The 23211-nt window shown below is 63.6% G+C and carries 19 protein-coding genes; 13 read left to right on the top strand and 6 right to left on the bottom strand.

Annotated elements, in window-relative coordinates:
- Nucleotides 1–80: 80 nt before the first annotated feature.
- Nucleotides 81–1700 (bottom strand): ABC transporter substrate-binding protein, encoded by a 1620-nt coding sequence (locus NL528_RS41755; RefSeq protein ID WP_309180158.1) that lies wholly within the window; start codon nt 1698–1700, stop codon nt 81–83.
- Nucleotides 1701–1914: 214 nt separating this feature from the next.
- Between NL528_RS41755 and NL528_RS41750 the strand changes: the two genes are divergently transcribed.
- The 7 genes from NL528_RS41750 (at nt 1915) to NL528_RS41720 (ending at nt 9297) form a co-directional block, all read left to right on the top strand.
- Nucleotides 1915–3573, top strand: a complete 1659-nt coding sequence (locus NL528_RS41750; RefSeq protein ID WP_309180157.1) for an ABC transporter substrate-binding protein — start codon at nt 1915–1917, stop codon at nt 3571–3573.
- Between the two features lie 201 nt (nt 3574–3774).
- On the top strand, nt 3775–4728 hold the full coding sequence (locus NL528_RS41745; RefSeq protein ID WP_074272941.1) for an ABC transporter permease: 954 nt from the start codon (nt 3775–3777) through the stop codon (nt 4726–4728).
- Between the two features lie 3 nt (nt 4729–4731).
- Nucleotides 4732–5619, top strand: coding sequence for an ABC transporter permease (locus NL528_RS41740; RefSeq protein WP_309180156.1), 888 nt, complete (start codon nt 4732–4734; stop codon nt 5617–5619).
- A gap of 3 nt (nt 5620–5622) precedes the next feature.
- Nucleotides 5623–6714, top strand: a complete 1092-nt coding sequence (locus NL528_RS41735) for an ABC transporter ATP-binding protein (RefSeq protein ID WP_309180155.1) — start codon at nt 5623–5625, stop codon at nt 6712–6714.
- Complete coding sequence (locus tag NL528_RS41730) at nt 6711–6908, top strand: hypothetical protein (RefSeq protein ID WP_309180154.1); 198 nt, start codon at nt 6711–6713, stop codon at nt 6906–6908. Before NL528_RS41735 ends, NL528_RS41730 begins: the two co-directional genes overlap by 4 nt.
- A complete protein-coding gene (locus tag NL528_RS41725) occupies nt 6905–8317 on the top strand; it encodes an amidase (RefSeq protein WP_309180153.1) in 1413 nt (470 codons plus the stop codon). The genes NL528_RS41730 and NL528_RS41725 overlap by 4 nt, the downstream gene beginning before the upstream one ends.
- Nucleotides 8314–9297, top strand: a complete 984-nt coding sequence (locus NL528_RS41720) for an ABC transporter ATP-binding protein (protein WP_309180152.1) — start codon at nt 8314–8316, stop codon at nt 9295–9297. The genes NL528_RS41725 and NL528_RS41720 overlap by 4 nt, the downstream gene beginning before the upstream one ends.
- A gap of 10 nt (nt 9298–9307) precedes the next feature.
- Here the strand turns inward: NL528_RS41720 and NL528_RS41715 are convergent, their stop codons facing one another.
- On the bottom strand, nt 9308–9508 hold the full coding sequence (locus NL528_RS41715) for a hypothetical protein (protein ID WP_309180151.1): 201 nt from the start codon (nt 9506–9508) through the stop codon (nt 9308–9310).
- A gap of 183 nt (nt 9509–9691) precedes the next feature.
- On the opposite strand from NL528_RS41715, the gene NL528_RS41710 reads away from it, so the two are divergent.
- Nucleotides 9692–9961: a GlsB/YeaQ/YmgE family stress response membrane protein gene (locus NL528_RS41710; protein ID WP_309180150.1), complete on the top strand. Its 270-nt coding sequence runs from the start codon at nt 9692–9694 to the stop codon at nt 9959–9961.
- Nucleotides 9962–10065: 104 nt separating this feature from the next.
- On the opposite strand, the gene NL528_RS41705 is transcribed toward NL528_RS41710, so the two are convergent.
- Nucleotides 10066–10449, bottom strand: a complete 384-nt coding sequence (locus NL528_RS41705) for a response regulator (protein ID WP_309180149.1) — start codon at nt 10447–10449, stop codon at nt 10066–10068.
- Between the two features lie 345 nt (nt 10450–10794).
- On the opposite strand from NL528_RS41705, the gene NL528_RS41700 reads away from it, so the two are divergent.
- Both NL528_RS41700 and NL528_RS41695 read left to right on the top strand, forming a co-directional pair.
- Complete coding sequence (locus NL528_RS41700) at nt 10795–13821, top strand: response regulator (RefSeq protein WP_309180148.1); 3027 nt, start codon at nt 10795–10797, stop codon at nt 13819–13821.
- A 3-nt stretch (nt 13822–13824) separates the two neighbouring features.
- A complete protein-coding gene (locus NL528_RS41695) occupies nt 13825–14763 on the top strand; it encodes a diguanylate cyclase (protein ID WP_309180147.1) in 939 nt (312 codons plus the stop codon).
- A gap of 88 nt (nt 14764–14851) precedes the next feature.
- Here NL528_RS41695 and NL528_RS41690 read toward each other — a convergent pair whose 3' ends face one another.
- The gene (locus tag NL528_RS41690) at nt 14852–15799 is read right to left on the bottom strand and encodes a LysR substrate-binding domain-containing protein (protein WP_309180146.1); all 948 of its coding nucleotides are present in this window, start codon (nt 15797–15799) and stop codon (nt 14852–14854) included.
- A 92-nt stretch (nt 15800–15891) separates the two neighbouring features.
- Between NL528_RS41690 and NL528_RS41685 the strand changes: the two genes are divergently transcribed.
- The 3 genes from NL528_RS41685 (at nt 15892) to NL528_RS41675 (ending at nt 19973) form a co-directional block, all read left to right on the top strand.
- Nucleotides 15892–16689, top strand: a complete 798-nt coding sequence (locus NL528_RS41685; RefSeq protein ID WP_309180145.1) for an acyl-CoA thioesterase domain-containing protein — start codon at nt 15892–15894, stop codon at nt 16687–16689.
- A gap of 237 nt (nt 16690–16926) precedes the next feature.
- A complete protein-coding gene (locus NL528_RS41680) occupies nt 16927–18669 on the top strand; it encodes a type I secretion system permease/ATPase (protein ID WP_309180144.1) in 1743 nt (580 codons plus the stop codon).
- Nucleotides 18666–19973 (top strand): HlyD family type I secretion periplasmic adaptor subunit, encoded by a 1308-nt coding sequence (locus tag NL528_RS41675; protein ID WP_309180143.1) that lies wholly within the window; start codon nt 18666–18668, stop codon nt 19971–19973. Before NL528_RS41680 ends, NL528_RS41675 begins: the two co-directional genes overlap by 4 nt.
- 135 nt (nt 19974–20108) lie before the next feature.
- Here the strand turns inward: NL528_RS41675 and NL528_RS41670 are convergent, their stop codons facing one another.
- Nucleotides 20109–20999 (bottom strand): hypothetical protein, encoded by an 891-nt coding sequence (locus NL528_RS41670; protein WP_309180142.1) that lies wholly within the window; start codon nt 20997–20999, stop codon nt 20109–20111.
- A 208-nt stretch (nt 21000–21207) separates the two neighbouring features.
- The gene (locus tag NL528_RS41665; RefSeq protein ID WP_309180141.1) at nt 21208–23190 is read right to left on the bottom strand and encodes an AAA family ATPase; all 1983 of its coding nucleotides are present in this window, start codon (nt 23188–23190) and stop codon (nt 21208–21210) included.
- Nucleotides 23191–23211 lie beyond the last annotated feature (21 nt).

The following is a 23211-nucleotide window of genomic DNA, read 5'->3' as shown; positions in this document are numbered from 1 at the left end:
CGTAACCACGAGCGCCGGTGGTTATGGGTCCCGGCTCCTGATGCGCAATTGCGCATAAGGGCCGGGACGACGACGAGATATTACTCCAGCCCGATCTGCGTCAGATCTTGGAACCAGTGCTGCGCCTGCACGAACTTCTTCACCTTCGGCGACAGCGCGTGCGGGTTGGTGTCGTGCACCACCCACACCAGCGCCGCGTCGTCGACGATCAGCGAATGCGCCTGCGCGATCAGTTCGTCCTGCTTGGCGGTATCGAAGGTCTGTTTGGCCTCATTAATCAGGGCATCGACCTTCGGATTCTTGTAGCCGCCCCAGTTGACGCCGGCCGGCGCCACCTGGTCGGAGGCAAAGAAGCGCACGATCGCGTAGAGCGGGTCCGAGGTCACATAGGCGATGTTGTTGGCGGTGATGCCGGCATTCATCTCGTCGGCCGCGCCCTTGCGCCAATGCGTATATAATGTCTCGAGCTCGACCACCTTGAAGTCGATGTCGATGCCGATCTCCTTAAAGCTCTGCTGCAAAAATTCGTTCATGGGCAGCGACAGCATCTGCCCGGTGCCGCCCTGGGCGATGATGAAGGTGGTCTTCAGCGGCTTCTCCCTGGAATAGCCGGCTTCCTCGACCAGCTTCCTGGCCGCGGCGAGATCGTATTTGAGCTCGAAATTCGGCTTGCCGAACCAGGGGCTCGACGGGTCGACCTGGCCCTTGGCGGGTTTCGCCAGCCCGTTCATCAGGCCGACGACGGCATCGCGATCGATCGCGAGATTGAGCGCCTTGCGCAGGCGGACGTCGGTCCAGGGCGAACCCGGCAGCACGCTGAGGTGATAATTCCAGACATGCGGCGTGATGTTGTCGACGATCCGCATCCCTGCGGATTTCAACTGCGGCACCGCGTCCGGCGCCGGGGTTTCGATCAAATCGACTTGCCCTGCGAGCAGCGCGTTGGTGCGCGTCAACGCTTCCGGCATCGGAATCAGGACCAGTTTGTCGACTTTCGGAATCCGCTTCTTGTCCCAGTAATCCGGGTTCTTCGACAATTCGGCGAGCTCGCGCGGCACCAGCTTTGTCAGCTTGAACGGCCCGGTGCCGGAGGGCTGGCTGGCAAACTTGTCCCAATCCTTGCCGAGCTTTTCATATTGCGCGGGGCTGGAGACCAGGAACCAGAGCATCTGGTAGGGAAAGAACGAGTCGACGGTCTTGGTCGTGATCTCGACGGTGTCGTCGTCGATCTTGGCGTAGCTCGCGACCGAGGGCAGGCGGGTCTTGACCTGCGCGCTCTGGCGCTTGTCGAATTGCGGCGCCTTGTCGTTCAAAACCTTGTCGAGATTCCAGATCACCGCGTCGGCGTTGAACTCGCTGCCGTCATGGAACTTGACGCCCTTGCGCAACGTGAAACGCCATTTGGTCTTGTCCTTGTCGTCCACCTTCCATTCGGTGGCGAGCCCGGGCACCAGTTTGCCGGGCCGGTCGGCCACATCCATTTCCCAGGCGACCAGGGGATCGTAGATCGTATAGGCCGTGAACTGGTAGGCGCCGGCGCCGCGATCCGGCTGGCCTGTCGTCAGCGGGATGTCGGCCATCGAAATGCCGTAGCGCACCACGGATTCGGCGTGCGCGGACTGGACGGGTAGGCCGGCGCCGACGGCCAGCGCCCAGGCACCTATCAAGCCGGCGATAAGGATCGAATTTCGGGCACGCATGACCTAAGCTCCGTTGGATTGAGTATTGGGAATACCTAATACCAAATCTTGCAAGGTTGATGCCAGAATAGGCACCGCTGTCTTTTCTTGGTGCGAAGCCGGAAGAAATGACCCATCCGAAGGTTATTAGGCGAACAACTATCCCCCTTGGCACAAGCATTGCATACTCTTGCACAAGAATTAATCACCGGAAGTTGATGAAGGGACTACTGCGATGCATAACGGGAAATCGAACAAAACGGCGGCCGCGATGGTGCTGGCGGTGGCGCTGGCGGCAGGGTTGCCGGCCATGGCGGCTGCCGAAACCGTCCTTCGCATCGGCATGACCGCGGCCGATATTCCGCGCACGCTCGGCCAGCCCGACCAGGGTTTCGAGGGCAACCGTTTCACCGGCCTCACCATGTATGACGGGCTGACAATGTGGGACCTGTCGTCGGCCGACAAGGCAAGCGTGGTGATCCCGGGGCTCGCGACCGAATGGAAAGTCGACGACGCCGACAAGAAGAAGTGGACCTTCAGGCTTCGCCCCGGCGTCACCTTTCACGACGGCTCGCCGTTCAACGCCGACGCCGTGGTCTGGAATGTCGAGAAGGTGCTGAAGCAGGATGCGCCGCAGTTCGATCCGAGCCAGGTCGGCGTCACCGCCTCGCGCATGCCGACGATGGCCTCGGCGCGCAAGATCGACGACATGACGGTGGAACTGATCACCAAGGAGCCCGACAGTTTCCTGCCGATCAACCTGACCAATCTGTTCATGGCGAGTCCCTCGAAATGGCAGAAGTTTTTTGACGCGGCCGAAGGCGCCGACGCCAAGGCGAAATCTCAGGCCGCGTGGGCCGCGTTTGCCAGGGACGCCTCGGGCACCGGCCCCTGGAAGATGTCGGGATTTACCCCGCGCGAGCGGCTCGAACTCGTCAAGAATGCGAATTATTGGGACAAGGCGCGCGTTCCCAAGGTCGACAAGATGGTGCTGCTGCCGATGCCGGAAGCCAACGCCCGCACCGCAGCACTGCTCTCCGGCCAGGTCGATTGGGTCGAAGCGCCGGCGCCGGATGCGGTCGCCGAAATCAGGCAGCGCGGCTTCGTGATCAGGACCAACGAGGAGCCGCATGTCTGGCCGTGGCAGTTCTCGCGCGTCGAAGGCTCGCCCTGGAACGACATCCGCGTGCGCAAGGCCGCCAATCTCTGCATCGATCGCGAAGGCCTCAAGGACGGCCTGCTCGCCGGCCTGATGGTGCCGGCGACCGGCACCTTCGAGCCCGGCCATCCCTGGCGCGGCAAGCCCACCTTTGAGATCAAATACGACAAGCCGGCGGCGCAGAAGCTGATGCAGGAGGCCGGCTACGGCCCGAACAAGAAACTCTCGGTCAAGATCCAGACCTCGGCGTCGGGATCGGGCCAGATGCTGCCGCTGCCGATGAACGAATATCTGCAGCAGGCGCTGGCCGAATGCTATTTCGACGTGCAGCTCGACGTCATCGAATGGAACACGCTGTTCACCAACTGGCGCCGCGGCGTCAAGGATCCCAGCGCCAATGGCTCCAACGCGACCAACGTCACCTATGCGGCGATGGATCCGTTCTTCGCCATGGTGCGCTTCCTGCAGTCCTCGATGGCGCCGCCGGTGTCGAACAATTGGGGCTTTATCAACAATCCCAAATTCGACGAACTGGTGACCAAGGCCCGCCAGACCTTCGAGCCGGCCGCGCGCGACGCGGCGCTGGCTGAACTGCATGCGGCCTCCGTCGACGACGCGGCCTTCCTCTACGTCGCCCACGACGTCGCGCCGCGCGCCATGAGCCCGAAGATCAAGGGCTTTGTGCAGCCGAAGAGCTGGTTCGTGGATTTTTCGTCGATCACCATGACACCGTGATCGTGGCGCGCTGCTGACCCTCTCCCCTTGTGGGAGAGGGTGGCTTCGCGGAACGCGAAGCCGGGTGAGGGATCTCTCTCCGCGAGCGATCATCCCTCATCTGAAGTCTGAACCCGCGGATAGAACCCCTCATCCGCCTTCGATGCTTCGCATCGATGGCACCTTCTCCCACAAGGGGAGAAGGCAAGAAGAAAGTGACCTGTGCTTCTCTATATCGCCAGACGTATCGTCTACGTCATCCCGATCGTGATCAGCGTTGCGCTGGTGTGCTTCCTCTTGGTGCACATCACGCCCGGCGATCCCCTGGTTGCGGTGCTGCCGGCGGATGCGTCGCAGGAACTCGCGGCGCAATTGCGCACGGCCTATGGTTTTGATCGCCCGCTGCCGGTGCAGTTCGGGCTGTGGCTGTGGCGCGCAGTCAACGGCGATCTCGGCCATTCCATCGCCACCGGGCGTCCGGTTCTGACCGAAGTTTTACGCGCGGTCGGCAACACCGTGACCCTGGCGATCGCAGCCGCCCTGATCGGATTTACCCTCGGACTATTTTTCGGCCTGATCGCCGGTTATTTCCGCGACACCTGGATCGACAAGGTCGCGACCTCGATCGCGATCGCCGGCGTCTCGGTGCCGCATTACTGGCTCGGCATGGTGCTCGTGATCATCTTCTCGGTGCAGCTCAACTGGCTGCCCGCGGTCGGCGCCGGACCCGGCGGCTCCGGCGCTTGGGGCTGGGACTGGGAACATCTGCGCTACCTGATCCTGCCCGCGATCACGACCTCGGTGATCCCGATGGGCATCATCACCCGCACGGTGCGCGCGCTGACCGGCGACATCCTGTCACAGGATTTCGTCGAGGCGTTGCGCGCAAAAGGCCTGCGCGAGACCGACGTGTTTCGCCACGTCATCAAGAACGCCGCGCCGACGGCGCTCGCGGTGATGGGGCTGCAACTCGGCTACATGCTCGGCGGCTCGATCCTGATCGAAACCGTGTTCTCCTGGCCGGGCTCGGGCCTATTGCTCAATTCGGCGATCTTTCAGCGCGACCTGCCGCTGCTGCAGGGCACCATCCTGGTGCTGGCGCTGTTCTTCGTGGCCCTCAATCTCCTGGTCGATATCGCGCAAGCCGCGATCGATCCGCGCATCAAGCGGAGCTAGCCGATGAGCGCGATTACAGACGACGCCCTGCAGGCCGCGCCCGCCACCAAGGCGCGTGGCTATTGGGCCACCGTCGGCCGCCGCATCACGCGCGACAAGGTCAGCATGGCCTGCGCCTTGATCCTGCTGCTGATCTTCGTGTCCGCCCTGTGCGCGCCGTGGCTTGGCCTCGCCGATCCCTATCAGGGCTCGATGATCCGCCGGCTTCGCCATATCGGCACGCCAAATTTCCCGCTCGGCACCGACGAACTCGGCCGCGACATGCTGGCGCGGCTGATCTATGGCGGACGGCTGTCGCTGATCATCGGTATCCTGCCCGTGATCCTCGCCTTCGTGATCGGGACCTCGCTCGGCCTCGTCGCCGGTTACGTCGGCGGCAAGCTCAATACCGCGATCATGCGCACCGTGGACGTGTTCTACGCCTTTCCGTCGGTGCTGCTGGCGATCGCGATTTCAGGCGCGCTGGGGGCCGGCATCGTCAACTCCATCGTGTCGCTGACCATCGTGTTCGTGCCGCAAATCACCCGCGTGGCCGAGAGCGTCACCACCGGCGTGCGCAACATGGATTTCGTCGAGGCCGCGCGCGCCTCCGGCGCCGGCCCCTTCACCATCATGCGCGTGCACATGCTCGGCAATGTTCTGGGGCCGATTTTCGTCTACGCCACCGGTCTGATATCGGTGTCGATGATCCTCGCCGCCGGCCTGTCGTTCCTCGGCCTCGGAACGAAACCGCCGGAGCCGGAATGGGGCCTGATGCTCAACACGCTGCGCACCGCGATCTACGTCAACCCCTGGGTCGCGGCGTTGCCCGGCGCCATGATCTTTGCGGTCTCGATCTGCTTCAACCTGCTCAGCGACGGCATGCGCAGCGCCATGGATATCAGGAACTGACGCATGAGTGAGACCAGTCCATCCGTCGATATGCTGGCGCCGATCGAGGATATCGGCGGCGCGGCGCAGCCGCTGTTGCAGGTCAACGGGCTTACAAAACATTTCCCGGTGCGGGGCGAGCTGTTCAGTGCGCGCAAGACGGTCCGCGCGGTCGACGACGTCTCGTTTTCGGTTCTCAAGGGCGAAACCGTCGGCATCGTCGGCGAATCCGGCTGCGGCAAGTCGACCACGGCGCGGCTCTTGATGCATCTGATGAAGCGCGACGCCGGCGACATCATCTATGACGGCTTGCAGGTCGGCCGCGCGCTGTCGCTGCGCGAACTGCGCCGCGGCATGCAGATGGTGTTTCAGGACAGCTACGCCTCGCTCAATCCGCGCCTGACCATCGAGGAATCGATCGCGTTCGGCCCCAAGGTTCACGGCATGGCGGATACGGCGGCGCGTACGCTGGCGCGCGAACTGCTCGGCAAGGTGGGACTGCGGCCCGAGAATTTCGCCAACCGGTATCCGCATGAGATCTCCGGCGGCCAGCGCCAGCGCGTCAATATCGCCCGCGCGCTGGCGCTGTCGCCGCGGCTGGTCATTCTGGACGAGGCGGTGTCGGCGCTCGACAAATCGGTCGAGGCGCAGGTGCTCAATCTGCTGGTCGACCTCAAGCGGGAATTCGGGCTGACCTATCTCTTCATCAGCCACGATCTCAACGTGGTGCGCTATATCAGCGATCGCGTGCTGGTGATGTATCTCGGCGAGGTGGTCGAGCTCGGTCCGGTCGATCAGGTCTGGGACGCGCCGGCGCATCCCTATACGCGGGCGCTGCTGGCGGCGATGCCGTCGTCCGATCCCGATCACCGCACCGAGACGCCGCCGATTTCGGGCGATCCGCCGAATCCGATCGACCCGCCATCGGGCTGCCGGTTTCACACAAGATGTCCGTTTGCGGAGCCGCTCTGCGCAAACGCTACGCCTAAACTCACCGCACTCGATACAATGGGCCACGAAGCGGCGTGCTACATGGCCATTCCAGGCTCGGGGCACAGCCGCGCACCGGCCCAAAAAACCAATAGAGAAACCAACAAGGGAGTAAACCCGGCATGACCACACCGACCGCAAAAGAGATCAAGGCAATGACGGATGTCGCGGGCGTGCCCGTCGACGCCGAAGTCGCCGCGCGCATCGCCAATTCCATCGGCCCGGCCTTCCAAGGCTTTGCCCCCGTCGCCGGCACGCTGCCGTTCGATCTGGAGCCGGCCGGTTTTCTGCTGGTGCAGACTGTGAAAGCTTCGACATGAGCACTGAACCAGCCTTGATGTCGCTTGTTTCGGTCGCGAAGGCGATCGCGGCGAAGAAATTGTCGTCGCATGAAGTGACGCGGTCCTGCCTGCACCGGATCGCAGAGTGGCAGCCGCGACTCAATGCCTTCATGGCCATCGAATCGGAAGCGGCGCTGAAGGCCGCCGACGCGGCCGATGCCGCGCTGGCCAAAGGCGACAAGCGCGGCGCGCTGCATGGCGTGCCGCTGGCGCACAAGGATATGTATTACGAAGCCGGCAAGGTCGTGACCTGCGGTTCGCTGATCCGCCGAGATTTTGTGGCTACCACGACTTCCACGGCGTTGCAGCGCCTGAAGGATGCCGGCACGGTCCGGCTGGGTTCGCTGCAGATGGTGGAATTCGCCTATGGCCCGACCGGCCACAACGTCCATTACGGCGCGGTGCACAACCCCTGGCACGTCGACCACATCACCGGCGGTTCGTCGTCCGGGTCGGGCTCGGCGGTTGCCGCGCGCTTGACCTTTGCGGCCTTGGGCTCGGATACCGGCGGCTCGATCCGGATGCCCGCGCATTTCTGCGGCGTCACCGGGCTGAAGACGACGGTCGGCCGCGTCAGCCGCGCCGGCGCAATGCCGCTGTCGCAATCGCTCGATACCGTCGGGCCATTGGCGCAGACGGTAGAGGATTGCGCGCTGCTGCTGGGGCTGATGGCCGGCGCCGATCCCGAAGATCCCACCGCGTCGACTTTGCCGGTGCCGGATTACATGGAAGCGACCAAGGGCTCGATCAAAGGCCTCAGGATCGGTGTGCCCACCGCGTTCTATGTCGACGATCTCGATCCCGAGGTCGCGCGGATCCTCGACGAGACCATCGCGGTGCTTAAGAAAGAGGGCGCCGAAATCGTCCAGGTCGAATTGCCGGACCAGCGCCAGCTCACGGCCGCATGCCAGTTGGTGCTCGCGACCGAGGCGGCGGCGTTGCACAAAAGATGGATGATCGAGCGGCCGCAGGATTACGGCCCGCAAGTCCTGATGCGGCTGCAGAACGGGCTTGCGATTCCCGGCGTCTCCTATCTGGAAGCGATGCGCTGGCGCGGCCCGGCGCTGGCAGCTTACCTTGCCGCCGTTGCCGGAACCGATGCGGTGCTGGCGCCGGTGGCTCCGGTGCCGGCGCCGACCATCGCCGAGAGCGATGTCGGCAACAGCGATGGCGCCGAAGCGGTCATCCAGCGGCTGACGCGGTTTACCCGGCCGGTGAATTATCTCGGCCTGCCGTCGCTGTCGATCCCATCGGGCTTTACGAAGAGCGGTCTCCCGGTCGGCATGCAGTTGATCGGCCGCTCGTTCGACGAGGCCATGCTGTTGCGGATCGGCGCGGCGTTCCAGCGGGTGACCGATTTCCATCAGCGGATACCTGAACTCAAATGACCAATCTCGTCGAAATCCGCGATCTCAACATCCGCTTCACCGGCGAGCGCACGGTGCACGCCGTCACCGATCTCTCGCTCTCGCTCGGCGAGGGCGAGGTGCTCGGCCTGCTCGGCGAGTCCGGTTCCGGAAAGAGCGTGACGCTGCGGGCGCTGATGCGGCTTTTGCCGAAGAAGCGGACGCAGATTTCGGGCCGCGTCAACGTTTTGGGACGGGATGTGCTGGCCCTCGACGACGAGGCGCTGTCGGCGTTTCGCGGCCAGACCGTCTCGATGATCTTTCAGGAGCCGGCGCTGGCGCTCGATCCCGTCTACACCATCGGCCGTCAGATCGCCGAATCCGTGATGCGTCACGAGGGCAAGAGCGAGAAGGACGCCATCGCGCGCGCGCTGGAAATGCTGGAAGTGGTGCGGATTCCCTCCGCCAAACGGCGGCTCGATGCCTATCCGCACGAGATGTCCGGCGGCATGCGGCAGCGCGCGATGATCGCGCTGGCGCTGGCCTGCAAGCCGAAGATATTGCTGGCGGACGAGCCGACCACGGCGCTCGACGCCACCGTGCAGATCCAGATCCTGCTGCTGTTACGCGAATTGCAGCGCGAGTTCGGCATGTCCGTCATCTTCGTCACCCACGATATTGGGGTTGCGATCGAAATCTGCGACCGCGTCGCGGTGATGTATGCCGGGCAGATCGTCGAGCAGGGCAGCTTGAGCCAGATCGTGCGTTCGCCGGTGCACCCCTATGCCAAGGGGTTGCTGGCTTCGACCGTCCACGGCGCCAAGCGCGGCCAGCGGCTGGAGACGATCCCGGGGACGCCGCCCTCGCTCGATCACGCGCCGACCAATTGCTCGTTCGCGCCGCGCTGCGGCTTTGCGCAAGCCCGCTGTACCGAGCGATTGCCGCCCAATGTGCAGATCGCGTCTGATCGGATCGCCAGATGCGTTCTGGCCGAGCCCGCCCCGGCCATCGCCACGACCTGACCGCCGCGGCCTATCCGCCGAGCCCAGGGTCGGCCCATTCTTCGATCCGGGAAGCTCCGACGATCTGCCTGGGCTGATGCGGATTGAGGGTGCCGGCGCTGGCGGTCCATCCCTTGGCCAAAATCTGCATCACGAACAGCTTTGCATCGACCTCGGATTTGAATGTCCGGGTCGAGCGGACCGCGCTCATCGCCCCGTCGTCCGTTTTCACGGCTTTGTCCGGCCCATAGGCCACATACCAGATATCGCCATGTGTCATTGCCTGACAACGCCGGGGGCGGGGCAAAGTTTCCTCCGCCGGGCGGAGTGCGGATTGGGGTCGTCACATCAGACAATTATCGATAGGCTGGAATACAGCCGCGGAAATGACGCGTGCAAACCGGGGGGATTTCCAATGTACATATCGAGCGAAAGCCTGATCGTTATTCTGTTCGTCGGCCTCGTCGCCGGCTGGCTGGCCGGCAAGATCGTGCGCGGCACGGGGTTCGGCATCATCGGCGATATCGTCGTCGGTATAGCCGGCGCGTTCGTCGCCAGCTTTCTGTTTCCCAAGCTCGGCATCCATATCGGAAGCGGCTTGATATCGGAGATCATCTATTCCGCGATCGGCGCCGTTTTGCTGCTCTTGGTCGTGCGTCTGGTTCGATCCGGCGGCCGATTCTAGAAGCGGCGAATCAGTTTCGAACGGGCGCGTCCGACGGCGGCACCGCCGCGGATGCCCGTTCTGGATTCGATTCGGTCGGTATCGCCTGACCGCCCGCAGTGACCTCACTTCGCAAATGCCGCTTCGATCTCGGCCTTGAGTTCCGCCGCGCTGAACGGCTTGACGATATAGCCGCTGACGCCGGCCTTTCCCGCCGCGATGACGTTCGCAGCCGTCATGTCAGAAGTGATCATGATGAACCGGATTTCGGCGAGCGCTTCGTCCATCCGAATTTTCTTGAGTAGCCCGTAGCCGTTCATCGGCTCCATATTCCAGTCCGAGATCACCAAGGCATATTTCTTCTCGCGCATCTTGGCGAGCGCCGCCATGCCATCGGTGGCCTGATCGACGTCGCTGAAGCCCAGACGCTGCAACAGGGTGCGCAGGATGAGAGCGGTCGCGTTGTGATCCTCGACCACGAGAATCGGCATCGACAAACTCACAGCCATTAGTTTGCTCCCGTTTGCCGCCGTCGTCACCGGGACAGTAAGCCGGTCCGGGCTCTGCGCATGGGCGCCGTCGCGCGCCCACGGTGCTGCGCACCCCATATGCACTGCATATATATCCGGGACCATGCGTGTCCCGTATTCAAACACTTCAGGGATTTTTACGTTGGAAAGATTAACGCATTCTTAGGCAAGTTCGAATTAGCCTCGCTTCAATATCTGATTCCGCCGCATGGCAGAGAATTCCGCGCATGGAAGCCCCGATCGGTTGCTCCAACTAGTTCATTGAATGCTGGGATGCCAGCGCGTTCAAGTCCGCATCAGGGCAGGAAAGACGGCGCTCACCCGATGAACATGAATATCCGAACCCGGCTGAACATCCTCGTTTTGGCGGCCATTCTGCCCCTGCTCCTTCTCGCCGGCGCTTTTCTCTGGGAACGATCGAACGACGACTATTTGAAGGTCCAATTCGAGGCCCGTAACGCCGCGACGCTTGGCGCGGCGCGCATCGACGATTACCTCAACAACATGAACACGCTGCTGCGTACGATAGGGCGATCTATCTCCGGCGATCCGGCGGATGTCGAAAAGAACGATGCGATTCTCCGGGCGGTCAGGGCGGATCTCCCGGCCTATGTGAGCAACGTGCTGGTCACCGACCTCAAGGGTCATAATATCGGAACCTCGCAGTGGCCTTTGACCGACAAGAGCCGAACCTTCGTAGGCGATCGCCCCTATTTCACTCAGGCGCTCGAAACAGGAAGGATCACAGTCAGCGAGCCAATCCTTAGCCGAATATCCGGCGTTTGGGTTGTTGCCATTGCGTGCCCGTTGATCGACGCCACTGGCGCTACGTGGGCAGTCATCGTTCTTGGCACGCAGTTGGCGCGCATCAACGAGATCACTGAATCGGCAAGCTTGCCGCGGGGAAGCGCGGTCAGGATTTTAACCGAGCGCGGCATCATCGTCGGCCGCACCGGTCAACCCGGATGGATAGGCCGTGATGTCAGCGGTGATTCAATTGTCCGCCATCAACTCGAACTCCGGGAGGCAAGCAGCGAGACCGTTTGGCTCGACGGCATTACCCGCGTGACGGCGTCCGTTACGGTAAGGGCCGTTCCATGGGTCGTGACGGTCGGTCTTCCCACGGGTTCGATACCGGCTAACGTATCTCAGGATATGCGATGGGGGCTAATCCTGACCGTCCTGGCAATCGTGGCGGCATTTCTGCTCGCGTGGGTGTTCTCGTCGGGAATAGCCCGTCCGATTCGGCAATTGCGGGGCGACGCCGCTCTCATCGAAGCTGGAGAGTTCAGTCATCGGTCGAGCGTTCAGTCAACAGGCCAATTGGCGCGGCTGGTGGGAGCCTTCAACGGGATGGCGGATTCGCTGCTGCAGGCCAAGGACGCGGCGGAGGCGGCGACGAGAGCCAAGTCCGAATTCCTCAGCGTCATGAGCCACGAGATCCGCACACCGCTCAATGGCGTGATCGGGATGATAGGGCTCCTGGCCGATACCAAGCTCGACCCGAAGCAACGCAACTACGCGGAGATGGCGAGGCAGTCCGGAGAAGCTCTGCTGGATGTGGTCAACGATGTTCTCGACTTCTCGAAGATCGAAGCCGGCAAAGTCGAACTCGAGATCATCGAATTCGATCTCCAGGACATTGTCGAGAGCGTCACCGGCATGGTGGCTGTGCGTGCCGCCGCCAAGGGGCTCGAGGTCGCCTGCCTGATCGACCACGACCTGCCGGAGTTTCTTCTCGGCGATCCGTTCTATCTGCGCCAGATCCTCGCCAATCTGGCCGGCAATGCGGTCAAATTCACCGAGCGAGGCGAGGTGGTGCTGCGCGCCAGGCGGCACGCCGGGAACGAGCATGGGGTGACGATCCGTTTTGAAGTCACCGACACGGGCATCGGCGTCTCTCCGGAGCAACAGTCGCGCCTGTTCGAGGCGTTTGCGCAGGCTGACCTTTCGACGACGCGCAAGCACGGTGGAACCGGACTCGGTCTCGCCATCTCCGCGCAGCTCGTGAGGTTGATGGGAGGCGAAATAGGCGTGGACAGTGAACCTGGAAAAGGCAGCACGTTCTGGTTTTCCGTCTCGCTTGGTCTCGCATCCACCCAGGTGCCGCGTCAGCGCATGAACCTGCGCGGCTTGCGCGTGCTCGCGGTCGACGACAACGCGGTCAACCGTGCCATTCTGCATGAGCACATTGTTGGCTGGCATATGCACAATGGCAGTGCCGCATCCGGCCCCGGCGCCCTCGACATGCTGCATGCGGCGGCGACGCGGGGCGAACCTTACGACGTGGCGATCGTCGACATGCAGATGCCGGGCATGGACGGGCTTGCGCTCGCGCGAGCGATCAAGGCGGATCGTTCGATCGCAGGCACTCGGCTGATCCTCCTGACCTCGATCGGTCAAACCGGCCCCGAGCCGAACCGCGATGGTTTGTTCGATGCCTGCCTCACGAAGCCGGCGCCGCAATCACAGCTCTACGACTGTCTGGCGCGTGTCATGGCAGGGTCCGATCTGGCAGAAGAAGAACTCCTGCGCGTTGAAATTCCTTCGGCCTCTCGGAAACGGGCGAAGAGATCGGCAAAGCGACGGGACGGGCGTATCCTGATCGCCGAAGACAATGTCGTCAATCAGCAGGTCGCGATCGGCGTCGTCGCGGCGCTCGGCTATCGCGCCGATGTCGTGGCCAATGGCCGCGAAGCCGTCGAGGCCGCGGGCCGGATACCTTACGCCGCGATCTTGATGGATTGCCAGATGCCGGAGATGGACGGCTATCAGGCGACCCAGGAGATCCGGCGACGCGAAGGAACCGGGCGGCATACGCCGATCCTCGCCCTGACCGCCGACGTGTTGAAGGACGCGCATGCCAAGAGCTTGTCGGCGGGAATGGACGACCACATCACCAAGCCCCTTGACCCGCAAGAACTCGCTGCCGCTCTCGATCGATGGGTGCCGGTGACCGTCGAAATCGAGAGCCGGGCCGTTACGACACGGCCGCGACCCGAGGGCGCCGTCGATCGCTCCGTGATCGACGGTTTGCGCGAACTCGAACGGGCGGGAGCGCCAGGGTTGGTAAAAAATATAACGGATCTGTTCCTTCAGGATACGCCGGGGCAACTGGCCGATCTGCGGGATTCCCTGCAGAAGGGCGATTCGGCTCGCCTGGTTAGGGTCGCCCACACGCTCAAGGGCAGCGCCGCCAATCTGGGTGCACGCGAAATGGTCCGTATCTGCGCCGAGCTACAGGTACTCGGTGAAGCCGAAAATATCAGTATTGCGCCTTCGCTGGTCGCCGATCTCGAAAGCCAGTTCGGGCCGGTTCGCGACGCGCTTTTGTCCGAGGATACGGGGTAAGCCATGCGAATTCTTGTCGCGGAAGATAACGCCGCCTCACGTCAGATTTTCAAAGCCGCGGTAATATCGCTTGGCCATGAATGCCTCGTAGCATCCGGCGGTGAGGAGGCATGGCGGCTGTTCGAGACGGTCGATGTGGATGCCGTCATTAGCGATCGCGTGATGCCCGGAATGGATGGCATCGAATTGTGCCGCCGAATCCGGGCGTGTGGGAGAGACGCATATACTTATTTCATCTTCCTGACGGTGCTCGACAACAAGGCGGAGGTGCTGCGCGGTATGCAGGCTGGCGCGGACGATTATCTCGTCAAACCTCTCGACATCAATGAGCTGAAGATGCGGCTGCTCGTCGCGATGCGCGTCACATCGCTGCACCGGCAATTATCCCGGCAGTCGGCGCAACTGGAGCGGCTCAATCGTCAGCTGTTCGAGCAGTCGCGTACCGACCCGCTGACCCAACTCGGCAGCCGGCTCAAGCTGAGCGAGGATCTCGAAAACATCAACGCGAGGGCGGATCGTTATGGCCACACCTGTTGCGCCGTCATGTGCGACGTCGATTTTTTCAAGGCCTATAACGACAGCAAGGGTCATCTCGCCGGCGATGAAGTGCTCCAGGCCGTGGCGCGGGCGCTCATGAACACGGCCCGGAGCGGCGACCAGGTCTATCGCTACGGCGGCGAGGAATTTCTGATCCTGTTGCCCGAACAGTCTCTCGACGCCGGATTAGTGGCGGCCGAGCGCTACCGGAAGGCAGTCGAGCAATTGGCGATCCCGCACGATTGCGGTCCCGTAGACAATGTCGTGACCATCAGTGCTGGGGTGGCGTTGCTATCGCACTGTGACGGCAAATCGATAGGAGCATGGTTGAACGAGGCGGACGCCGCGCTCTACCGCGCGAAGCAACAGGGACGCAACCAGGTCGTGCTGGCCGACGCAGAATGAGGGTCTTGGCACCGGCCTGATATCGGAGATCGGCGCCATCGTATTGCTGCTGATCGTGCGGCTGGTCCGCGGCCGAATGTAGCGCGCGTCACGCTTTCACGCGGCCGACGGCTTCCGCTATCCAGCGCCGGACCGCGGCAATTCGCCGGTCCCGCGCCTGCTCGGTGCGGGACACCAGAAAGATCGTCTCGCTGTGCGCGGGCTCGAACGCAAACGGCGCGACCAGTTTTTTACCAAAGCCCGGCCGCGCCTTGATCAACGGCGCCATCGCGAGGGTAACGCCGAGCCCGTGCTCGGCGGCTTCCAGCATCGCCGGCACGCTGTCGAGCCAGAGATGGCCGCGCGGCTCGAGATGCGGCAGCCCGGCCTCTTTCAGCCAGGCCGGCCACGCCCGCGGTTGCGTCGTGATATGGATCAGCACCTGGCGCGACAGATCCTCGGGGCTGCGCAGGCCGGCCTTGACCAGCGCCGGCGCGCAGACCGGCAATCCCTTGACCGCGACCAGCGGCTCGAATTTCAACCCGGTCGAATGTTCGCGGCCATAGCGGACAGCGACGTCGACGCGCGAGGCGTTGAAGTCGGCATATTGATGGGTAGCTTCGATACGCAGCGTCAGTTCGGGATGGCGCCGCCTGAAGTCGGGCAGGGCCGGGATCAGCACGGTCGAGGTGAAGAACGGCAGCGCGCTGATCCAGAGTTCGCTGCCGATGTCGCGGCGCTGCCGCAGCAAGTCGCGGCTGGCGTCCTGCAGCGCCGCCAGCGCCACCGAAACTTTTGCGAAATAGCGCTCGCCGTCGGCGGTCAAGCGCACCGTACGCGCGCCGCGCACGAACAGTTTGACGCCGAACTGGGCCTCCAGTCCGCGGATCTGATGGCTGATCGCGGACGGGCTGAGCGACAGGTCGCGCGCGGCGCGGCGAAAACTCAGTTGCGCGGCGGCGCGCTCGAACGCCAGCAGCGCGGTCAAGGGCGGGATCGCCGGCCGCGACGGGGCTGATGTTTGTACCAGATGAATTTCCGGATGAATTTTATTCATCTGAGGTGATGGAATCCCTTTTGTGGCCGCTTTCGTGTTCGTACAGACTAGCCGATCGCTCAATATTTCTCACCTTAAGGATGTCTCGCCCGATGTCTCCGATCTTCGAACCCCTCGGCAGCCCCAATCGCTGGCGGCCCTCGGCGCTGGCCGGTGGGCCGTTTGCGGGGTTGCAGGGCGGGGCGGTCGCGAGCCTGCTGACGGCCGAGGTCGAGGCGCTGGCCGCCGTCCGCAACTGGGGTACGGCGGTTAGCGCGACGGCGTGGTTCCTGCGGCCGACGCCGATGACGGATTTGCGAACGCAGCTTTCGGTCGTGAGCGAAGGCGGCCGGGTCAGCGTGATCGACAACACGCTGTGGCCCGATGGCGAGGACCAGCCCTGCGCCACCGTCCGCCTGACGCTCTCGCGCGAACGCGCGGTCGAGGTCCCCGGATCTGGCGATCATGCCAGCGAGCCGGTGGATCCCTTGCAGTTTCCGCTGCGCAGCCCGCACGCCGTGCACGGCCGGTCCTGGTTCATGGACGCGATGGAAGCGCGCGCCAGCGATGACGCCGCCTGGTTCCGGCTGCACCATCCGATCACCGAAGGCGCCGGCCCGCTTGCCGGCGTTCTCGGGCCGGCCGACTGGACCCACGGCATCGCGCGGCCATTCCAGAACGTGGTGGCGGACCCCAATCCCAACCTGACGGTCCAGTTGTTCAGGCCGCCGGTCGGAGCATGGGTGGGCGTTCGCGCGCAAACCAGATGGCGACCGGCCGCCGGGATCGGAACCGGGAGCGGCGTGCTGCTCGACGTCAATGGCGAAATCGGCCGGGTCTCGATGTCGGTGATCCTGGTGCCGTTTCCGAAGGCCGAACCCGCCTCACAAACCGCACCCGCACAGGGTTAACCCTAGTATCGGCTTTTTAGCGAAAGCCCGCCCGGCGATCGATCCGGGGCGGCGGCCGGGTCGCGCGAAGAAATCGCATCAGACAAAAGACTTAAAGCCTCACCTCTTCCTGTCCCCGCCAGGGTTGCGGCGATGAACTGTATTCAGGTTAACGCGACTTCAATAGACGGTCGCCATAAAGATCGGTAAAACGATCGCGTCGTCCATTCCTTTTTCCTTTTGAAGAGATCCGAATTAATGGCAGCCGCTCCCGGCGTCCGGCGATCCGAACTCGGTGAAGCGTTGCGCGCCTGCCGCGCCGCGTTCATCGGCGTCGGCGTCATGAGTTGCATGATCAATCTGCTGTACCTGACCGGCTCGATTTTCATGCTGGAGGTCTATGACCGGGTGCTGCCGAGCCGGAGCGTGCCGACCCTGGTCGGCCTCGTCGTGCTGGCCGCCGGCCTCTACGCCGCCCAGGGCTTTCTGGACCTGCTCCGGGGACGAATTCTCGGGCGCATCGGCACCTCGCTCGATGAGGCCATCAACGCCCGCGTGTTCGAGACCGTGGTGCGCCTGCCCCTGCTGGTCGGCGGCCGCAATGAGGGCCTGCAGCCGCTGCGCGATCTCGACAATGTCAGGTCGTTCCTCGGCAGCATGGGCCCGGGCGCGTTCTTCGATCTGCCCTGGCTGCCGTTCTATCTGGCGATCTGCTTTGCGTTCCACTGGCTGCTCGGGCTAACCGCGCTGATCGGCGCCGTCATTCTGGTGACGCTGACCCTGATCACCGAATTCATGTCGCGCCGGCCGGCCAAGGAGGCGATGAGCCTTGCGGCGCGGCGCAACGATCTGGCGGCTACCAGCCGCCGTAATGCCGAAGTGCTGGTCGCGATGGGCATGTCCGGGCGGCTGGGCAAGCGCTGGGGCGAGGCCAACGAAAACTATCTGGCGGGCAACCAGCGCGCCAGCGACGTCGCAGGTGGCCTCGGCGCGATCGCCAAGGTGCTGCGCATGATGTTGCAATCATCGGTCCTCGCGGTCGGCGCCTATCTCGTGATCCACCAGGAAGCGACCGGCGGCATCATCATCGCCGGCTCGATCCTCTCGGCCCGGGCGCTGGCGCCGGTCGATCTGGCGATCGCGCACTGGAAGGGTTTTGTCGCCGCGCGCCAGAGCTGGCACCGCCTCACCCGGCTGCTCGAGCAGATGCCGGCGTCGAACACCCAGACCCTGCTGCAGAGCCCGTCCAAGCGGCTGTCGGTCGAGGGCGTCAGCATCGTGCCGCCGGGCGATCAGCGGGTGATCGTCCAGGACGTCACCTTTGCGATAGAGGCCGGCAGCGGTGTCGGTGTCATCGGGCCCAGCGGATCGGGCAAGTCGTCGCTGGTGCGCGCGCTGGTCGGGGTCTGGATGCCGTTCCGCGGCAAGGTGCGGCTCGATGGCGCCGCGCTCGATCAGTGGTCGTCCGACGTGCTCGGCCGCTATGTCGGCTATCTGCCGCAGGATGTCGAATTGTTCGGCGGATCGATCGCCCAGAACATTTGCCGCTTCGATCCGGACGCCAAGTCTGAATCGATCATCTCGGCCGCCAAGGAGGCCGGCGTCCATGAGATGATCATCAAGATGCGGGACGGCTACGACACCCAGATCGGCGAGCAGGGCACCTCGCTGTCGGCCGGCCAGGCCCAGCGCGTGGCGCTGGCACGGGCGCTGTACGGCAATCCGTTCCTGATCGTGCTCGACGAGCCGAACTCCAATCTCGACAGTGAAGGCGACGAGGCGCTGACCCGCGCCGTTCGCGGCGCGCGCGAGCGCGGCGCCATCGTGGTGGTGGTGGCGCACCGGCCGGTCGGCATCGAGGCGGTCGACCAGCTGCTGGTCCTGAAAGACGGCCGCATGCAGGCGTTCGGGCCGAAGGAGACTGTTCTCGGCCAGGTGCTGCAGCGCGTCGCGCCGCCGACGCCGATCAAGATCGTGTCCGATGCGGGAGCTAAATCATGACCGCAGAACTGCGCGGCGCCCGCCGCTCAATACGGGCGCATCTGATCGTGGGGCTGGTCGCCGTGCTCGTTCTCGCCGGCGGCTTCGGCGGCTGGGCATCGACCGTGCAGATATCCGGCGCGCTGATCGCGCCGGGATCGGTGGTGGTCGATTCCAACGTCAAGAAAGTCCAGCACCCGACCGGCGGCGTGGTCGGCGAAGTCCGCGTGCGCGACGGTGACCTGGTCAAGGCCGGCGATATCGTGGTGCGTCTCGACGAGACCGTCGTCAAGGCGAGCCTTGCGATCGTGGTCAAGACGCTCAACGGTCTGTGGGCGCGCGCCGCGCGGCTCGAGGCCGAGCAGCGCGGCCTCGACAAGGTCCAGTTTCCGACGGCGCTGACCGATCGCGCCGACGACCCTGACGTCAGGGATGTGATGGCCAGCGAAACCAAATTGTTCGAGGTTCGCGTCTTTGGGCGGACCGGACAAAAGGCGCAATTGCGCGAGCGGGTCACGCAGCTGAACGAGGAAATCGCGGGCCTCACCGCGCAGGAGCAGGCGAAAGACAAGGAAATCGCGCTGGTCGAGAAGGAGCTGGTCGGCGTCCGCCAGCTTTACGACCAGCACCTCGTGCAATTATCGCGGCTGACCACGCTGGAGCGCGACCAGGCCCGGCTGTCGGGCGAGCGCGCGCAGTACATCTCCTCGCGCGCCCAGGCCAAGGGCAAGATCACCGAGACCGAGCTGCAGATCATCCAGGTCGACAAGGACATGGTCAGCGAGGTCTCCAAGGATTTGCGTGAGACCAACGACAAGATCGGCGAGTTCGTCGAACGCAAGGTCACCGCCGAAGATCAACTCCGCCGCATCGACATCCGCGCCCCGCAGGACGGCATGGTGCTGCAGTCGACGGTCCATACCGTCGGCGGCGTCATCACCGCCGGCGACGCCATCATGATGATCGTGCCGCAGGCGGATGCCCTTTCGGTCGAGGCCAAGGTCAATCCGCAGGATATCGACAAGCTGCAGATCGGCCAGAAGACGCTGCTGCGGCTGTCGGCCTTCAACCAGCGCACCACGCCGGAACTCAACGGCGTCGTCACCCGCGTCTCCGCCGACGTCACCACCGACCAGCGCACCGGGCAAAGCTACTACACCATCCGCGTCTCGATGCCGCCGGAAGAGGTCGCCCGCCTTGGCGACAACAAGATCATCCCCGGCATGCCGGTGGAAGCCTTCGTGCAGACCGGCGACCGCACCATGTTCTCGTACCTGCTGAAGCCGCTCAGCGACCAGTTCATGCGCGCGTTCCGGGAGAAGTGAGTTTATCGTGTCGTCCCCGCGAAAGCGGAGACCCATACGCCGCGGCCCGCGAAAAGGGCACATGGGTAGACGGCTTCTTTAACCGACGAGCATCGGTGGTTATGGGGCCCTGCCTTCGCAGGGACGACGAGCTTACTATCGCTCGTCGTACTGGTCCGGTCCCATCGCCCACGCCCATTGCTCGTGGCCGGCGGCGTAAGTGCGGTTGGTCTCTGCCGGATTGCGGTTGATCAGCGGCCGCAGGTACATCGGGTGCGTGGCGCTGCGCACTTCGTGCTCGACCGTGAACAGGTGTTTGCCGCTGGCGGGATCGACGATGTCGCGAAAGCGGTATTGGTACTGGTTGTCCTCTTGCGAGACCAGGCCGCGATCCCTGAGTTTGCGATAAGGGCCGGAGAAGTTGGTGATGTAGATCTGCACATGGTGGCCGTCGTATTCCGGCAGCACGCGGTCGGTCTCGCGGAATTGCAGATACTGGTCCTTGCCCACCTTGGCGCGTGCGACCGTGCCGTCGCCGTTCTTCAGTTCGGTCGCAATTCCCATGAACTCCGGATAGAAGGCGCAAATGCCTTGCGTGGTCCCGGGCGGCACGTCGAACTCGACATAGGGGATGCCAAGCGTGATGCGCCCGAAGCGCGCGGTGTCCGGCTCATAGCAGCGCAGGCGATTGCCCCAGGGACAAACCGCCTCGACGTAATCGTTGTGCTCGCTGAACGCGAATGAAGTACCCTCTAACTTCTTCGCAACGGACGCGAGCCGGTCGAGCAGGGCCTGCCGGCCCGAGATGACGAGGGCGGTATGGCCGCGAAGCACCTGCGGGCCGCCGTTCGGCAGGTGAAACTGGCTGCGGCCGACATTGACCCACATATTGGTGTCGGACACCATCAGATAGGGATCGCGGGTCAGCCCGAGGCCGGCGACATAGAACAAGGTCGCCAGCCGCTGATCGGGTACCGTGACGTTGACGTGTTCGAGATGGATCGAGTTGCCGAGATCCTCGGCGGCGCGGTCGAATGGCTGCTGCATGGATGCGGTCCTGGATACACTACGGCACATCATAGTCCTGCACGACGCTCAATCCAACCGTCCGAAACCCTCAGCCAGCCGTACCCTTGATGTAAGGCTCGGAAGTTCAGCGTTTCAGGAGATGTGAGCGTTCGTGCGAACAACGGACTTTGTCAGGTACGATCGGCCCGGGCCCGGCGCTGCTGGCTAACTCTGTGGTTCCCCGGTCCTACGCTACGACAACTGAGAGATCGATTAACCGATCACGCCACTCTGTCCAGGGTTCAACCTGCCAATCATGTACAAAACAGCCGACTGGCGTCCCGTCGAAGACACGGTCGCAACCGGCGAGGCGCTGGAAGCGGCTGCCCTCCAGCAGCGGCGCGAAATGATCGGGGTGGAGCGCAACCACCACATAGAACCGTAAACCCGGTTCGGTGGCCCAAAGCATAAAATGGCTTATCTGCAGGGCGTTCATCGCAGGGTTCAGTCCACGCCGCTCGCCCTCCGGCACAGTGAACCTGGACATCAAAGATGTAGACCCATCCGCCAGCGCGTTACCCAGCGCCTGCCGCACGGCGCAGACAACCGGATCGGCGGCCGCGCTGAGATCGTCCAACCCGTCGAGCCTCAGGATCTGGGTCACGCCACACAACTCATCGCCATGGCGGTGCGCCGTCAACGTTCGCGTTGCACCGTGGTGACGCCAGTGATCGAACAGCGCTCGTTCGCCGGGCGGCAGCCCGGCATCCCGCAGGCGCGCGATGCCGCTCGCATCAGCCGCGGTCGCAGGCTTGACCGAGATGGTCCCCAGCGCGGAAAAATCGAAGAAGCGCTGCATCACCGGCGAACGGCGTTCAAGGTATTGCAACTCCAATATGGTGTGCGAGATGCTCAGGCCTGTTTGCAGCTGCCGAATCAAGTGTCGATTAACTGCGTGCTGGAGCCTGCGCGAACTTTTCGGGTCTCGCCAACGCAGCTCTTCGTCAATGGCGTCACGCACAAGCTCGTGTGGCCAAAGTCCCTCGGGACCTGAACTGACGTAGCTCTGTTCCGCGAGCCACTCGAACAGCATGACCGCACTCGCCGCGTCAACCACTTCGGACAGCAAGGAGACCGTCGTGGTGCGCGTTCGAGCACAGGCCTCAAGCGCGGTACGGTGCAGCGCCGTCGGCGCCTGCGCGACGCAACGCTTGGTCAGCGCCCGTACGAGATCCGGGCTTAATCCCGACGGGACTCGGCCAAGCCGCCGCACTTCGTCGGCAACCAGTAGCAACGCCAACGGATGCCCATGGCAGAGGTCGAGCACCGCCGAATGCGCGTCTGCGGCAACGCCATGAACATCCAGCAGACGAGTCGATTCCGCCCGTGACAGCGAATCCAGGCCGATACAGTGCATGGCGTCGCACCAAAGCGGGTGCGCGGTCCAGCGTGTGTCAGGCGCCTGGCGACCGGCCAATAGCACGGTGACATGCGAAGGCAGCGCTCGCAGCAGTGTGTCGCGTACCCAGCCGCTGATCGGCTCCAGGGCTTCAAACGAATCGACGACCAGCACGCTGCGGCGTGAAAACCCCGCTACCAGTTGTTCGATCGTGGCGGCGGCTTCACTCAGACCAAGGGCGTTAGCCAAGGCAGCCAGTATGACGCTTGGCTCGGCGGACACGCCTGTGGCGTCGATCCTGACAAAGATGATCCCTTCGACTGCTGCCTCGGCACGCAGACGTTCCACCAGGGTGGTCTTGCCGATGCCGCCTGGGCCGTGCACGAAGAAGAGCGCCGTGCTTGGCGGGTCCGGCGAAATCGCCCGGCGAAGCAGCGCGAGTTCGCTCTCTCGCCCGACAAAGCGCTTCGCGGCCTTGGCGTCCAGGCGATCGCCAATGCTCGTCAGCGTGTTTTGGGGAACAATTCCGGGTCGGCTCTCGGTTGTGACGAGCATGTAGCCACGGCGTGGCAAGGTGCGCAGCGCCGTTCGCCCAGCCTTGCCCAGCGCCCGGCGAACGTCTCCAACCGCCTGAACGAGAGAGTCTTCGGTAACCTCGCAATCGGCCCAGACCTCGTCCATAAGTTCGTCCTTGCCGACCAACCGCCCGGCATGAAGAGCGAGAAACCTGAGCACCATCCAGGCCCGCGGGCGTAGCGGAACAATGGAGCCGCTCTGGTCGATCAGCGCCTCGCGGGAGAAATCCACCGCATGGTTTCCGATCGCAATCATCTGCCGGGATGGCTTCATAAA

It is taken from the genome of Bradyrhizobium sp. Ash2021 (genome assembly GCF_031202265.1).
Classification (GTDB): Bacteria; Pseudomonadota; Alphaproteobacteria; order Rhizobiales; family Xanthobacteraceae; genus Bradyrhizobium.
The sequence above is the reverse complement of the archived record's forward strand: the minus strand, read 5'-3'. Positions and strand labels throughout refer to the sequence as shown.

Excerpts from the sequence above, each read along its gene's own strand:
- NL528_RS41665 (WP_309180141.1), bottom strand. The coding sequence starts at position 23,190 with ATGATTGCGATCGGAAACCATGCGGTGGATTTCTCCCGCGAGGCGCTG.
- NL528_RS41740 (WP_309180156.1), top strand. The coding sequence starts at position 4,732 with ATGAGCGCGATTACAGACGACGCCCTGCAGGCCGCGCCCGCCACCAAG.
- NL528_RS41680 (WP_309180144.1), top strand. The coding sequence starts at position 16,927 with ATGGCAGCCGCTCCCGGCGTCCGGCGATCCGAACTCGGTGAAGCGTTG.
- NL528_RS41720 (WP_309180152.1), top strand. The coding sequence starts at position 8,314 with ATGACCAATCTCGTCGAAATCCGCGATCTCAACATCCGCTTCACCGGC.
- NL528_RS41700 (WP_309180148.1), top strand. The coding sequence starts at position 10,795 with ATGAACATGAATATCCGAACCCGGCTGAACATCCTCGTTTTGGCGGCC.
- NL528_RS41705 (WP_309180149.1), bottom strand. The coding sequence starts at position 10,449 with ATGGCTGTGAGTTTGTCGATGCCGATTCTCGTGGTCGAGGATCACAAC.
- NL528_RS41750 (WP_309180157.1), top strand. The coding sequence starts at position 1,915 with ATGCATAACGGGAAATCGAACAAAACGGCGGCCGCGATGGTGCTGGCG.
- NL528_RS41675 (WP_309180143.1), top strand. The coding sequence starts at position 18,666 with ATGACCGCAGAACTGCGCGGCGCCCGCCGCTCAATACGGGCGCATCTG.
- NL528_RS41695 (WP_309180147.1), top strand. The coding sequence starts at position 13,825 with ATGCGAATTCTTGTCGCGGAAGATAACGCCGCCTCACGTCAGATTTTC.
- NL528_RS41685 (WP_309180145.1), top strand. The coding sequence starts at position 15,892 with ATGTCTCCGATCTTCGAACCCCTCGGCAGCCCCAATCGCTGGCGGCCC.
- NL528_RS41725 (WP_309180153.1), top strand. The coding sequence starts at position 6,905 with ATGAGCACTGAACCAGCCTTGATGTCGCTTGTTTCGGTCGCGAAGGCG.
- NL528_RS41710 (WP_309180150.1), top strand. The coding sequence starts at position 9,692 with ATGTACATATCGAGCGAAAGCCTGATCGTTATTCTGTTCGTCGGCCTC.
- NL528_RS41735 (WP_309180155.1), top strand. The coding sequence starts at position 5,623 with ATGAGTGAGACCAGTCCATCCGTCGATATGCTGGCGCCGATCGAGGAT.
- NL528_RS41730 (WP_309180154.1), top strand. The coding sequence starts at position 6,711 with ATGACCACACCGACCGCAAAAGAGATCAAGGCAATGACGGATGTCGCG.
- NL528_RS41670 (WP_309180142.1), bottom strand. The coding sequence starts at position 20,999 with ATGCAGCAGCCATTCGACCGCGCCGCCGAGGATCTCGGCAACTCGATC.
- NL528_RS41690 (WP_309180146.1), bottom strand. The coding sequence starts at position 15,799 with ATGAATAAAATTCATCCGGAAATTCATCTGGTACAAACATCAGCCCCG.
- NL528_RS41755 (WP_309180158.1), bottom strand. The coding sequence starts at position 1,700 with ATGCGTGCCCGAAATTCGATCCTTATCGCCGGCTTGATAGGTGCCTGG.